Consider the following 14,786-nt stretch of genomic DNA (forward strand, 5'->3'; position numbering starts at 1 on the left):
TCTAGAATTGTTCTGTTAAATTATACGATGGCGTGCTAGTTCCTATGCATCATGTTCACTCAGTATTAACTATATTTCTATCCCCATCTAATTTAAATTCACTACATACCTGATATAATAATAATTTTAATGACCTTAAAAAAACCTCATTTACTTATGGTACGGTTCACCCCTATTAATCCGAAACGCCCGATAAACCTGCTCCACCAAAATCAACCTCATCAACTGATGCGGAAACGTCATCTTGGAAAAAGAAAGGCTATCATTCGCCCGCTTCATCACAGTATGACTCAATCCCAATGAACCTCCAATAACAAATGCCACCTTACTTTTTCCATATGTAGCGAGCTGGTCTAAGTCTTTTGCTAGTTGCTCTGAGGATTTCATTTTTCCTTCGATGGCTAGTGCTATGACGTGTGTGTCGTCGCTAATTTTGCTTAGAATTCTTTCTCCCTCTTTTTCTTTTACTTGCTCCATTTCAACTTCACTTAGATTTTCTGGAGCTTTTTCATCGGCTAGTTCAATGATCTCGATTTTCGCATATGATGATAATCGTTTTAAATATTCATCGATTCCTTGCTTTAAGTATTTTTCTTTTAACTTACCAATTGTAATGATTGAGATGTTCATATTTTTTCCCCATTTCAACACTTTCATTATCCACAGAAGTTATCCACAAAGTAGAGATTTTATCCACATTTGTTAACAAAATTACTCTCCGACTATATATAGAGCCTGCTTTTCACAAAGTTGGCATGTTGTGGATAACTTTTCACCTTGCTCAATTTTTTCTATTTCTGGCGCTGTTTCTTTTTCATCTACATACATATCTATCGCTAATTCAATATGGTCTTCACAGCAATACATGATCGTTTCCTCCTTATCCACATGTGGATATATTTTTATTTTAACCCAAATTACAAATCTTAGTTTTCCACAGGTTCTTTTAGTCAAAAAAAGAGAGCTGAAATCAGCCCCCTAACATGTCTTCTTCTCCTAACTTCATTTTACCAGACATCTTCTCGCCATTTCGATAAAATGTTAACTCAATGGTATCGCCAACTTCTTGATTATAAAGGATTTTTCTTAAGTCTATGATATCCTTTATATTTTCACCGGCAAACTGTGTGATTACATCAAACTCTTGTAATCCTGCTTGTGCTGCTGGTGAGACTGGGACAACACTCATGACAATAACACCTTCGTTTATATCTTGAGGTAGTTTTAATGTTTGTTCCTTATGATAAGAGGACACTTCATTTAACGATCTCATGCCGATTCCCATATAAGGACGTCTTACTTCACTATACTTTTCTAAGTCTTCTATAATAGGTATTGCATGGTTTGCAGGAATAGATAATCCTATTCCCTCAACAGCTGCTTGGGCTATTTTCATTGAATTAATTCCAATAACCTTACCGTCTAAATTAATAAGTGCTCCACCACTGTTCCCAGGGTTGATTGCTGCATCTGTTTGTAAGACTTCAGCATTCCAATCTACTTGTCCGTCACCGTTCTCATCAATAGGAATCGCTCTTTCTGTTCCTGAAATAATTCCTTGTGTAACTGAGCCTGAAAATTGCAAGCCAAGTGGATTACCAATCGCAATGACAGGTTCACCTGGTTTTACTGCATCTGAATCACCAAATTGAGCTACCTTCGTAATTTTATTAGCATCAACTCTTAAAACAGCAAGATCTGTTAACACATCACTGCCTAGTATTTCAGCAGGAACTCTTGTCCCGTCACTTAAACTGATCTCTACTTGTGATGCACCCTCGATAACATGGTGATTTGTTACGACAAAAGCATCTTTACCTTCTTTTTTATAAATGACTCCTGAGCCGGTACCTGCTTCACCGGTTTCACTCCAAAACCCTGCTTCCTGAAGGTTAACAACACCGACTACAGCATCTGATACCTCATCAACAATATCAGTAATGGCTGAATTTACATCTACTGATACATTTTTAACGGGTCCTGTATCTTCAACTGTTTGTCCTTGTTGGTCTGTAGCTTCTTCTCCAAGGTTCATTTCATAAGGCACGAAATTTGATAGTGCTGGTAAAGCAAAGAACACTAGTAGTCCTCCTAAAATGGCTCCTACCAGTCCAGCTAAAAACCAGCCTCCACGGTTTCCCTTTTGCCTTTTGGCATCATAATTTTCATAATCTTGATCATAATAGCCCATAATGTTCACCATTCCTTTCACATGCTATGAATAGTGTTTACCTAATCAACATTATTCTCCTATACAATGAAAATTAACCAAGATGATGACGATTTTCTGTTTTTTCATTTTATTAATTTAACCTGTTAATCTTCACTGTTGGTCATGCCATTTTTAGCTCATTTTAAATGGCTACAAGCGAAGTCGGGGTTGATGGGTCTGTATCATATAACTCAAAACTTTCGCCTGTTATAAACCCTTTGCTGGCAAGTGTTTGCTCAACAGACATTCTGGCTAAATCCTTCATATTATTATCTTTACTAAGATGGGCCAAATAGATTCGTTTTGTTGCATCTCCAATCACATCCATCATAGCAATTGCTGCATCTTCATTAGAAACATGTCCAACATCACTTAAGATACGACGTTTGATACTCCATGGATAGTGTCCCATTTGAAGCATAGAAACATCATGATTGCTTTCAAACACAAAGGCATCGGCATTTTTAATCGTGCCTTTCATTCTATCACTAACATAGCCTGTGTCTGTAATAAGAGCTAGTTTTTTTCCTTGATGATGAAACACAAAAAACATAGGCTCTGCTGCATCATGTGAAACTCCAAATGATTCTATATCTAACGCACCAAAGGATTTAACAGATCCTGTAGGAAAAACAAACTTTTGCTCTGTTGCAATTTCTCCAACTAATCCATTCATAGCCTGCCAGGTTTTTTCGTTCGCATAGATAGGTAGTTTATGCTTTCTTGCTAAAACTCCTAATCCTTTTATATGATCGCTATGTTCATGTGTGACCAAAATTCCTGAAAGCTTTTGAATATCTCGTCCAATTTGGTCAAATAAATTAGTCATCTGTTTACCACTTAAGCCGGCATCAACTAAAAATGCTTGATCTTCCGCCTCCACATAAATGGCATTCCCCGTACTTCCGCTTGCAAGTACACTAAACTGCAAGCTCATATTATGTCACTCCTCTTTTCCCTAATCTGCTAACTGTAAAACATCGCCCTCTAAGGCATTCACATAAAAATCTTGTCTCTCTTTATCTTTTGTTTCTATGATAATATGCCAGGTAGGCGCCAAAATTTGTTGATTCGAAAGTGGAATATGTGTGTAATAGCCATACTGCATGGTAACAATTTGACTATTCTCTGGAAGGTAGTTTTTATTATATAGAGCTTCGATTGCTTTTAAGGCTGTGATCGTTGATTCTTGCTCCTCTACTTCCTTAATTCCCTCAAGCATTGATTGCTCATATCCATAAATTTGATTATCCTCATCTAACTGAAGAATCACCATACCGATATGATCCAGTTTTGATTGAAAGATATTGCGATTTTTATATTTCTGAATACATATTATAGAGTTAGATTCCTCATCTGTATACCAATAATGATAAAGTTCACCTGAAATAACATTGTCTTTTAAAAATTGATTCACTTTACTTTCTAAGTTGACATCAGGCAACGGAAATGGTTTGGTTAGCTTCATTTTTAATGAACGAAAGGATTCTTCTTCATAATTTGTATTTGTTAAAACTAATGATTGTCCTTTATCATTAAGCTTACTAACTTCTTCAAGGGTGAAATCCTTACTTTTTGCCGTTATATAGAAGCCCTTTCCGATATCTTCAGGTAAATCACCATACTTAATATCCTCAGCTGCTAGCTTTTCCTCCAAGGTTGCTTCTTGCATAACCGCATAATCCGATTTATCTCTTAGTTCAAAGAACTCAATCGCTAAGTAGATATCTAAGATTAGAAATGCAAGGATAAAAATGGTTTTTGTTTTACTCCAATCCACCTTTATCCCTCCCTTGATTCGCCTTTAATTTCATCAGTGTGCCATCTTTCATCTCAATGCACCATGAAGGTGTTAGTTTTACATATTTTTGATCTGTAGAGCCACCTAATTCATACGCAATATAGATATTTTCAATCTTTGATTTATCGATTGACTGATCAGCCTTCAGAATCTCAGCTACTTCTTTTCCTGAAATAAGACTAATAGGATTGCTGCTCGATATCTGCGTCATTAACTGATACGAAGGACGTTCATAAATAGCAATTTCATTTTGTCCCCAGCGCTGCGAAATCATGGTTGGTCCAAAATATTCCTCTGTGGATGTTAAGATAGGAATAGATCCAATCGACATAACATATCGGACCTGCTGGTTAGGCTTGTCTATATTAAATAAAAGATAATCATCTGTCCAGCCACCATGATCATTTAAATAATTAATACTCTGCTCTAAAAGAAGATCCTCCTCCAATACACTTGATTCCGTTAGTGTCGGATTCACAAATCTAACCAAATGTTCATTTGGAAAAATATTTAGTTCTCTTTTACTATCAGTGTACCGATTACTAGAAAAATTCACATCCTGCTTAACAAGCCGAGGATTGCTGAATAAAGCATCCTTAAACCTTTCATCATTTATTTCATCTGTTAAATATTGATAGCTATCCAGTTCTATTATATTGTCAGGAAGCATAATTTCATTTCCTATATCTGTCTCAAAAGCAAAGTAAGAGGAAAACTCACTTTTTTTATTATAAATAGTTGAAACAAACTGATTTGCATCTGGTAAATTAACAGAGGTTTCAACAATTTTAAGATTTTCCGTTGACACAAAGTATACCTTTTGAGCTTCTTTTTCATTAGGTACATTTAAATAAATACGATCAAAATGAATTGAGTCATTTGTTTCTGTATCCCATTCAAACATCGATTTCATTGTTTCCAAAGGTATTCCGTCGAGGAACCTAAGTTCTATTTTAGCCTCTGCTTTACTATGAATCCAATTATTAAAATTTTCCTCTGTATATGTTTGAGCAATATTCTTGTTGTTCCCTAAACTATAATTCCAGTCCTGCATTTCAGTCCAAAGTCCATCTAAATACTGATCATCCAATGTACTAAAATGAGTTTCAGGCGTATGAATATATAATTGTCTTGGTCTAATTACTTGATAAGGAGTTCTCCTCTCAGGACCAATTGGAACACTTTCAAAGAATGAATTGTTTTGAAACTCTTCATATGAGGGCTGAAGATTCCACATATTCCATGTAAAAAACAGACTAATGATCACCAGTACGGTTAAAGTGGCACTTTTTATTGATTCTTTATTCATTCCCACTCATCCTCTTGTTCCGGGTCATATGGTAAGGTGAAGAATACAGTTGTTCCCGCTCCTTCCCTACTTTGAGCCCAAATATCTCCTCCATGTGCTTGGACCATTTCCTTCGCAATGGCTAGTCCTAAACCTGTTCCACCTAGTTTACGAGTTCGGGCCTTATCCACTCGATAAAAGCGATCAAAGATTTTATTTACGCTTTCTTGAGGTATTCCTACCCCTTCATCTTTTATCCGAATTTGCAACTCAGCAGGTAATACATCTACTGTAAAAATAACCTTTCCACCCTCTGGTGAATATTTAAGTGCATTAGAAATAATGTTATCTAGCACCTGTGTGATTTTATCTGTGTCAATATCAACATAAAGGGGATCGTTTGGTATATTCCTAAAAAATGCTACATGCTGCGACTTCGTCATTTCAAAACGATCAATGATCTTTTGAAAGAAGTCAGTAAAATTAATCCAATCTTTGTTTAGCTTATAATCAGTACGATCAAGCTTTGATAATTGTAGCAAATCATTCACTAACCTTATCATTCGTTCTGTCTCTGTTTGTGTAACATTCAGGAATTGCGGTGCAAGTTCATCATCCTTCCAAGCACCATCTGCTAATGCTTCTAAATAGCTCCTCATCGTTGTCAATGGTGTCCGTAACTCATGTGATACATTAGCAACAAACTCTCTTCGTTCTTGCTCTATTTTTTCCTGCTCTGTAATGTCATAAAGAACAGCAATAAGTCCCTCATTCTTTCCTCGTTCCTTCTGAATCACTGAAAAACTAACACGAAGGATAAAAGGATTTTCATTCGTACCAGATTCAAGAATAAGTGATTCTTGTTCTTCTAATAAACTTTCAAATGTATATTCTTCACTTATTCCTAAAAGCTCTGTGATATTTGTGTTATTCACCGTTCCACGTGAAACATTCAGCATATCTATTGCTGGATTGTTAATAAGAATGACTTTTCCTTCACGATTTGTTGCAATAACCCCATCAGTCATATGGGCAATAACAGACGCAAGCTTCTTACGTTCTCCCTCTGTCATAGCCTGTGCATCTTCCAGTTTTTCCGTTAAATAATTGAAGGTGATAGCCAACTGACCAATTTCATCTTCACCATACACTCGAACCTTTCGTGAGAAGTTACCATTTGCTAGCTCAATGGCTTGCTTCCTCATGTCTGTCATTGGTCTAGTGATTGTTCTTGCTAGGAATATCCCTAAAGCAGCAGTAATTGCCAATGAAAGAATGGTTCCAGTAGCTAAGATTTTATTGATAATTCTCATCTGAGAAAAGACTTCTTCCATTGATGCCATTACATACACAGCACCGATTGTTTGGTTATTTTGATTAACGGGAACGGTCATAACACGCACACGTTCTGTTTCATAAATAAATACACCACTATAATCCAAACCTAATAAGGCACGGTGAACAGTTTCCTCAATTGATTTCTTCCCAACTACGTCCTTATTAATATCAGATGTTGCAATGACTGTTTTACTCATATCAATAACACGTACTTCAATAATTTCGTCTGTGAGAAAGTCCTCTAGAATCTTAGTAATTTCGCTCGTTAAGGTCTTTCCATCAGAATATTCCTTAGGATCTCGGGACATTTCTTGTTCAATATTATAAACTAGTAAGCTTAAGCGATTTGTTAATGAAGCCTCAAAGTTTGCTTTTAGTGAGGATTCCAATTCCTTAACAAAATAAATTCCGATAATCTGCATTGCCATCATAATAAGCAGCACATATACCGTAACAAACTTAAAATGGATGGATTGAAAGAACCTAACCCTTTTCATATGATTATTCCTGTTCTGATTGTTTTAGATAGTAGCCTACTCCACGTCTAGTTACAATCCATGTAGGGTGACTTGGGTTATCTTCAATTTTTTCACGTAAACGTCGAACTGTTACATCAACTGTTCTGACATCGCCAAAATAATCATAGCCCCAAACTGTTTGTAACAAGTGTTCCCTAGTCATCACTTGACCAATATGTTGAGCTAGATAGTGAAGAAGCTCAAATTCACGATGTGTAAGCTCAATTGTTTCTCCACGTTTTGAAACCACGTAAGCGTCAGGATGAATAACTAGTGATCCGATTGAAATTTCATTGTTAGATCCTTTTGTTTCAGCTGTATCATTCGCCTGTTGTCGTCGAAGGTTAGCTTTTACACGTGCTAGTAATTCTCTTGTACTAAATGGCTTTGTTACGTAGTCATCAGCACCCAATTCAAGCCCAAGTACTTTATCTATTTCTGAGTCCTTTGCTGTTAACATAATAATCGGCATTTCATATTTCTTTCTAACTTCTCGGCACACTTCCATTCCATCTTTGTTAGGAAGCATAATATCTAGCAAAAGAAGGTCCGGATTAATTTCCTCTACCATTTCTAAGGCCTGGTTACCATCATAGGCACAGTAGACCGTGTATCCTTCTTTTTTCAAATTAAACTGTAATATATCTGCAATTGGTTTTTCATCATCAACAACTAATATCTTTTTTTCCATATTCTCGCCCCTTTAATTTTGGCTCTGCTAACTTGTTTTTGTGAAGTCATTTTCGTGTTTTCTTTCTTTCCAAACTACACTATCATCACATCAAAAAAACTTTAGCGTCGTTCTAGTATGACAAGTTCATGCTTATGTTTAATGTACCACTTTCAAAGAAGAGATTCATCTTTTTCAGGGTCTTCATGAACATTTTCATTGGAAAAACTTGGCTTACCACCAAGCTCTAATGGCGAAAGCCTTAGCTTTCTTATACTATCATCCTTAAAATTTTATACTTTCTGATAGTATACATAAAAGTGTTTAGATCATCACTTCTAGTGGTAAAGAGTAGTAGAACGAAAAAAAGGACTGACTCCCTAAAATGTGTCAGACCCTTCTTTCATTATTTTAAATAATCAACAGGATTTTTCAAGCTTCCATTTTCATACACTTCAAAATGCAGATGAACTCCTGTAGAATTCCCTGTTGTCCCCATTACACCGATTTTTTGACCCTGAGAGACAACCTGACCAACTGAGACAGAAATTGAATCTAAATGAGCATAAAGTGTTGTTATACCGTTGTTATGGTCAATAACAACCTTATTTCCATACCCACCATCAGATCCAGCAGAAATGACTTTACCATTATCTGCAGCCTTTATTGTACGATCACTAGGTCTTGCTATATCAATTCCTTTATGTAGTTTACCCCAGCGCTGTCCTAGACCACTAGAGATATAACCTCCAACTGCCGGCCAAGCCAGATCACCAGTACCTCTTGATGGAATTACCTTCGTACCTTTGATAATAATCTCTTTAACAGGTGCCTTTACTACTTCTTCCTTTACCGTTTCACGTTTTACTTCGGTGCCATTTTCTTTATAAGTTACATAGTTTACTAATTTTTCACCATTCTGACCCTTTTGAGATACTTCCTCTTCCCCTTTAGGTAAATTTGCATCTTCACTTATTTCAGTTTCAAATACAATAGTCTCTTTTATAAATGATTCTTCTTTTATATTTACTGTAACATATGGCTTTAATACGGTTACGTTAAGCAAATCACCAGATTGAATAACAGAGTCTTCCTTAAGATCGGGGTTTAAACTTAATAATTCATCAAGAGTTAAGTCATGAGCCTCCGCAATATTTCCAAGTACATCATTTTCCTGTACCACATACTGTTTATCTTCAGGAGATCCCTTTTCTAATAGGTTTAACCCTTGCTCAGAGCTAATGATTTTATCTGGAGATACTTTTTTCGTTTCCAGCAAAACATCTTCTGAGAAGGTTACATCCACTATTCTAGATTGTCCCTCTCTAAGAGTAGCTGGTACTTGATTAGTAGCAATTCTCTTCTCTATTTCCTTTAATACATCTTCAGAAACATATTGAAGCTTATATCGCTTTAGAACTGCCTCAGCCTCTGCTTTACTTTTAAAGTAAGCAACTTCTTTTTCATTCACCTTTAGTGCAGTAGATTCCACTACAACATCTAGGTCTTTTTCTAAAGAACGAACTGTTTCATTGTTATCATAAACCGGTCTGAACATTTTTTCTGGTATAATCTCTAATTCTTCAATTGTTAAATTAAGATCTTTATATATTTCTTTTACATTACTGATTTTTATTGTAGCAACTTGTTCAATTACATTTTGGTTATCTACTGTCCCCATATACTGACCATCAAGGTAAACATGATATACGGTAGATAATGAGTTTTCAGCTTGTGCACTTACACTATGCGTTCCAAAAGTAATTGTTGCAGCTAATGCAATTCCCATTGTCATCTTCTTGCTAAAAGAAACATGGTTATGTAAATGTTTTTCTCCTAAACTATTAAAGCGCTTAAACAATGGAATTTCCTCCTAAATCTTTTCTAAGAAACTCAGGAAGCCTCTTACAAATGAAACTGGCAGACAAAAACATGTCGGCAAATTTCACGTAATAATACACTCTATTACTCTAACACAAAAAAATATGACTTTTGATTCAGTCATGAAATTGTAATACTACTGTATCATTTAGTTATATAGTCGTAATATAGAGTAAAATTTACTATAGAATGCTCGTCACCTTATAATATACGTTTTATACATAGGTTTTTTGGCGTTAATTAGGGGTGTTTTACAAAGCCTGGGTCCATTTAAGCTTGATGAGTTCACGTAGTCGGGATCACGGCATTAAATAACTCTCAAGAATAAAGGATTTTTGCAACTACTTTAAGTTTATTTGTAAGTTATTTATTATTTTTGCAGCTTATTCAATTTATCAAACAACTATAGATGTTATTTTATAACTTCATCAATTATTCTTGCATTCAACATATTTTCAGATTAGTAACTGTCTAACTTTCTTAGAAAAAAGTCAAAACCACCCGTGAGAACGGGTGGTTTGCTCTGCGGCTGAAAGCCTTTGTTACTGACCAAACCCTAAAGGGCTACTGAATGGTTCGCCAGTTGTACTACTTTTACTGGCCAGACCTCAAAGGCCCCCTACCTATTTCCTTTTCTTTTTCTTTACCTCTTCACCTGTAAACGGATCAATGTATTCCATCATACTTAATTGCTCTGCGACTATATCATCTTGTATTTGATTACGTATATATTCTTCTATTACTTTCTTATTTCTTCCAACTGTATCCACATAATATCCTGTACACCAAAATTTCCGATTCCCGTATCTATATTTTAAGTTTGCATGCCTATCAAATATCATTAAGCTGCTTTTTCCTTTTAAATATCCTACAAACTGGGATACACTTATTTTGGGTGGAATACTCACTAACATATGTACGTGATCTTTACAGGCTGTTGCTTCAATAATTTCAACACCTTTTCTCTCGCATAGAGTACGTAGTATTTCTCCAATGTCCTTTTTGATTTTCCCATAAATTACTTGTCTTCTATACTTAGGTGCAAACACGATGTGATACTTACAATTCCAGGTTGTATGTGCTAAACTATTAGTGTCTTTTGACATTTAAACTCCTCCGTATGCTGATATTTTGGTTGGCGAACCAAAAATATTTTAGCACCTCGGGGGAGTTTTTTTAATACCACGCTAGAAGCTTTTTAGAACCCTAGGCCTAGCCTAGGGTTTTCTTTTATATAAATAAATAAAAAGCATGAATCAAATATGATTCATGCTTTTTTAAGTGGCTCGGGACGGAATCGAACCGCCGACACATGGATTTTCAGTCCATTGCTCTACCAACTGAGCTACCGAGCCCTATAATTTTGATGCATTGCTACCGAGCCGTACACTTTTAATATGTATATATAAAAAGAAAGTATTTCTACTTTCATTATTGTATATGTATGGCGGTCCGGACGGGACTCGAACCCGCGACCTCCTGCGTGACAGGCAGGCATTCTAACCAACTGAACTACCGGACCATACAAGTATATAATAGATTAAAAGATAAAGTGACCCATACGGGATTCGAACCCGTGTTACCGCCGTGAAAGGGCGGTGTCTTAACCGCTTGACCAATGGGCCATTGTCATAATAACAATGGTGAGCCATGAAGGACTCGAACCTTCGACCCTCTGATTAAAAGTCAGATGCTCTACCAACTGAGCTAATGGCTCATCTTATAGTGATGAGTATAAATATGTTTACCTCTTGTAACAGACACCCAAATCTCAGTAAGGATAATCAAGGAGCAGCTCGATTTGTGCGCTGATGTTTCGCTGCGCAGCTTATTCGGTCGTGCTCTACCAACTGAGCTAATGGCTCATCTTATAATGATGAGAAGTTATCTCTCTAAAAAACAATTTGTTCTAACAGGACAGGATCTATCTTAACACATATTTTTATAATATAGCAATATATTTTATAAAAAAATATTTTTATTTTTTACAGCTCAAAAATAGACGATAAAAAAAGAGAAGGAACTGCTGTGAATTCCTCCTCTTTCCCTTAGTCATTAGCTATATACGCTACGGATAACGTTTGTTTGTGAACGATCTGGTCCTACTGAGAAAATGGATAATGGAATACCTGTTAACTGTGAAATGCGCTCAATGTAGTGTCTTGCATTTGCTGGCAGTTCACTTAGATTACGTACACCAGTGATATCTTCCGTCCAACCTGGTAGTTCTTCATAAACTGGCTCACACTCTGCAAGTACTTTTAAGCTTGCTGGGTATTCATTAATCGTTTCCCCTTTGTACTTATAAGCAACACAGATTTTTAATGTTTCGATGCCTGTTAATACGTCAATTGAGTTTAAAGAAAGATCTGTTAATCCACTTACTCTTCTTGCATGACGAACAACAACACTATCAAACCAACCTACACGACGTGGACGTCCAGTTGTTGTTCCATATTCACGACCAACCTCACGAATTTGGTTACCAATTTCGTCATGTAATTCCGTTGGAAACGGGCCATCGCCTACACGAGTTGTATATGCTTTTGATACACCAACAACATGGTTAATTTTTGTTGGACCTACACCAGAACCAATTGTAACACCACCCGCTACTGGGTTAGAAGATGTTACGAATGGGTATGTACCTTGGTCAATATCAAGCATAACACCTTGTGCACCTTCGAATAGTACACGGCGTCCTTCATCTAGAGCATCATTTAAAACAACAGAAGTATCAACAACATATTGTTTAATTTGTTGTCCGTACTCATAGTACTCATCAAGAATTTCTTCTACTGTGAAGCCTTCTACTTCATAGAATTTTTCTAATAGACGATTTTTTTCTTGTAACGCACGAGATAATTTTTCTTCGAACGTATCACGCTCAAGTAGATCAGATATACGAATTCCTACACGTGCAGCTTTATCCATGTAAGCAGGTCCGATACCTTTTTTCGTTGTACCAATTTTATTAGCACCTTTACGCTCTTCCTCTACCTCATCTAGTTTCAAGTGATATGGAAGAATTACATGTGCACGGTTGCTAATACGTAAGTTATCTGTTGTAATTCCACGCTCATGTAAGTAAGCAAGTTCTTGTACAAGTGCTTTTGGATCGACAACCATTCCGTTTCCAATTACACAAATTTTATCTTTATAAAAAATCCCCGATGGAATTAGGTGTAGCTTATACGTTTCTCCACCAAATTTAATTGTGTGACCAGCATTATTACCACCTTGATAACGAGCGATCACCTCTGCATTTTCAGAAAGGAAATCTGTAATCTTACCTTTCCCTTCATCTCCCCATTGAGTTCCAACAACTACTACTGAAGACATTCCGTGCACCTCCACTAATTTCGCACTATTCAAACATGTTTATTTTAACAGTCGAATTTTACAAAGTCAATGTAAATACGAACATTTATAAAACATTTGTAATATTCGTTCGTAATTTAATCACATTTTATAAAAAGAAGAGCTAGATTTCGTTTAGTCATCGTTTTATTTTTAGTGTTTCCAATTAAATAGGAATAATGTTACTAGAAAAACTTTGCTGGCCATCATTTTTTCTTACATAAAAAAAGAAGACCGTATTTTCTACGATCTTCTTCACTATGCTGCACCGTCATCAAAACGCCGCTCAAGATTGACGAACTTATTATATTCTTTTACGAAAGCTAATGAAACTGTCCCAACCGGACCGTTACGTTGCTTTGCAATAATAATTTCAATGATGTTTTTGTTTTCGGATTCCTTATCATAATAATCGTCACGATATAAAAAGGCAACGATATCGGCATCCTGCTCGATACTTCCTGATTCACGAATATCAGACATCATAGGTCGTTTATCTTGTCTTTGCTCAACACCACGAGATAGCTGAGAAAGTGCAATAACAGGAACCTTCAATTCACGAGCTAGTTCCTTAAGTGTACGAGAGATTTCAGATACCTCTTGTTGACGGTTATCTGTTCGACCATTACCTTGAATTAATTGAAGATAGTCAATAAGAACCATGCCTAGCCCACTTTCTTGCTTTAGGCGACGGCACTTAGCGCGGATGTCACCGACACGAATACCAGGAGTGTCATCAATATAGATTCCGGAGTCTGACAAGCTACCCATTGCCATAGTTAGCTTACCCCAGTCTTCTGGTGTTAAAGAACCAGTTCTTAGCCTTTGTGCATCAATGTTTCCCTCAGCACAGAGCATCCTCATGACCAGCTGATCCGCACCCATCTCAAGACTAAAAATCGCAACATTTTCTTCTGTTTTGGTTGCAACGTTTTGTGCAATGTTTAAGGCAAATGCTGTTTTACCTACAGATGGACGGGCCGCAACGATAATTAAATCGTTTCGTTGAAACCCAGCTGTCATTTTATCTAACTCAATAAATCCAGTTGGAATTCCTGTTACATCACCTTTACGATCGTGTAAGGTTTCGATATTATCATATGTTTGTACAAGAACATCTTTAATATTTTGGAAGGCACCAGCATTTTTTCGCTGTGCAACTTCCATAATTGTTTTCTCCGCCTCACCTAGGAGAACCTCAACCTCATCTTCTCTACTATATCCATCTTGTGCGATGGTTGTAGCTGTACGAATTAATCTTCTAAGGATTGATTTTTCTTCTACGATTTTAGCGTAATATTCAATGTTTGCAGCGGTTGGAACTGAGTTTGCTAAATCACTAAGATAAGAAACTCCTCCTACTTCTTCTAGTAAATTCACATCTGCTAGCGCTGCAGTGATTGTTACAAGGTCAACCGGCTCTCCCTTATCAGAAAGGTCTAACATAGCGTTGTAAATTTTTTGGTGTGAAGCTCGATAGAAATCTTCTGGGATTAATAATTCTGATGTTAAAGTAATAGATGATGGTTGGAGAAATATAGCTCCTAATACAGCTTGTTCTGCTTCTATATTTTGTGGTGGTATACGATCACCAAGTACCTCGTTAATGATGATCACCGTCCTTCTACATTTATTATGAAAATATAAATCTATTAATTATTATACACCTAAGCAGCATGCTTAAGTATTGGGAAATTTTAATTCACTTTGCTAGTGCT

At 36.3% G+C, this 14,786-nt stretch carries 12 protein-coding genes and 4 tRNA genes; all 16 read right to left on the reverse strand.

Annotation, left to right across the window (positions count from 1 at the left end):
- Nucleotides 1–150: 150 nt before the first annotated feature.
- The 16 genes from rlmH to dnaB all read right to left on the reverse strand — a co-directional run bounded on the left by rlmH (nucleotide 151) and on the right by dnaB (nucleotide 14,676).
- On the reverse strand, nucleotides 151–630 hold the full coding sequence (gene rlmH / locus D9842_RS20060) for a 23S rRNA (pseudouridine(1915)-N(3))-methyltransferase RlmH (protein WP_121664065.1): 480 nt from the start codon (nucleotides 628–630) through the stop codon (nucleotides 151–153).
- A gap of 81 nt (nucleotides 631–711) precedes the next feature.
- Nucleotides 712–867: a CxxH/CxxC protein gene (locus D9842_RS20065; protein WP_121664066.1), complete on the reverse strand. Its 156-nt coding sequence runs from the start codon at nucleotides 865–867 to the stop codon at nucleotides 712–714.
- A gap of 103 nt (nucleotides 868–970) precedes the next feature.
- Nucleotides 971–2,191 carry a S1C family serine protease gene (locus D9842_RS20070; protein ID WP_121665148.1) on the reverse strand — a complete coding sequence of 407 codons (1,221 nt, stop codon included), beginning with the start codon at nucleotides 2,189–2,191 and terminating at the stop codon, nucleotides 971–973.
- A 163-nt stretch (nucleotides 2,192–2,354) separates the two neighbouring features.
- Nucleotides 2,355–3,149 (reverse strand): MBL fold metallo-hydrolase, encoded by a 795-nt coding sequence (locus D9842_RS20075; protein WP_121664067.1) that lies wholly within the window; start codon nucleotides 3,147–3,149, stop codon nucleotides 2,355–2,357.
- A gap of 21 nt (nucleotides 3,150–3,170) precedes the next feature.
- Complete coding sequence (locus D9842_RS20080) at nucleotides 3,171–3,992, reverse strand: two-component system regulatory protein YycI (RefSeq protein WP_121664068.1); 822 nt, start codon at nucleotides 3,990–3,992, stop codon at nucleotides 3,171–3,173.
- Nucleotides 3,979–5,322 (reverse strand): YycH family regulatory protein, encoded by a 1,344-nt coding sequence (locus D9842_RS20085; protein ID WP_121664069.1) that lies wholly within the window; start codon nucleotides 5,320–5,322, stop codon nucleotides 3,979–3,981. The genes D9842_RS20080 and D9842_RS20085 overlap by 14 nt, the downstream gene beginning before the upstream one ends.
- On the reverse strand, nucleotides 5,319–7,136 hold the full coding sequence (gene walK, locus D9842_RS20090) for a cell wall metabolism sensor histidine kinase WalK (RefSeq protein ID WP_121664070.1): 1,818 nt from the start codon (nucleotides 7,134–7,136) through the stop codon (nucleotides 5,319–5,321). The genes D9842_RS20085 and walK overlap by 4 nt, the downstream gene beginning before the upstream one ends.
- Nucleotides 7,137–7,140: 4 nt before the next feature.
- Entirely contained in the window at nucleotides 7,141–7,848 is a 708-nt protein-coding gene (gene yycF, locus D9842_RS20095) for a response regulator YycF (protein WP_098799519.1), read from the reverse strand.
- Nucleotides 7,849–8,233: 385 nt separating this feature from the next.
- Complete coding sequence (locus D9842_RS20100; protein WP_257535930.1) at nucleotides 8,234–9,688, reverse strand: M23 family metallopeptidase; 1,455 nt, start codon at nucleotides 9,686–9,688, stop codon at nucleotides 8,234–8,236.
- 643 nt (nucleotides 9,689–10,331) lie between these two features.
- Entirely contained in the window at nucleotides 10,332–10,814 is a 483-nt protein-coding gene (gene tnpA, locus D9842_RS20105) for an IS200/IS605 family transposase (protein WP_121664071.1), read from the reverse strand.
- 176 nt (nucleotides 10,815–10,990) lie between these two features.
- Nucleotides 10,991–11,063, reverse strand: a tRNA-Phe gene (locus D9842_RS20110).
- A 90-nt stretch (nucleotides 11,064–11,153) separates the two neighbouring features.
- Nucleotides 11,154–11,230, reverse strand: a tRNA-Asp gene (locus D9842_RS20115).
- 31 nt (nucleotides 11,231–11,261) lie between these two features.
- Nucleotides 11,262–11,333: transfer RNA gene (locus D9842_RS20120), tRNA-Glu, on the reverse strand.
- A 16-nt stretch (nucleotides 11,334–11,349) separates the two neighbouring features.
- Nucleotides 11,350–11,425, reverse strand: a tRNA-Lys gene (locus tag D9842_RS20125).
- A gap of 338 nt (nucleotides 11,426–11,763) precedes the next feature.
- The gene (locus tag D9842_RS20130; protein WP_121664072.1) at nucleotides 11,764–13,050 is read right to left on the reverse strand and encodes an adenylosuccinate synthase; all 1,287 of its coding nucleotides are present in this window, start codon (nucleotides 13,048–13,050) and stop codon (nucleotides 11,764–11,766) included.
- A 276-nt stretch (nucleotides 13,051–13,326) separates the two neighbouring features.
- Complete coding sequence (dnaB, locus tag D9842_RS20135) at nucleotides 13,327–14,676, reverse strand: replicative DNA helicase (protein WP_121665150.1); 1,350 nt, start codon at nucleotides 14,674–14,676, stop codon at nucleotides 13,327–13,329.
- Nucleotides 14,677–14,786 lie beyond the last annotated feature (110 nt).

It is taken from the genome of Metabacillus litoralis (genome assembly GCF_003667825.1).
Lineage (GTDB): Bacteria > Bacillota > Bacilli > Bacillales > Bacillaceae > Metabacillus > Metabacillus litoralis_B.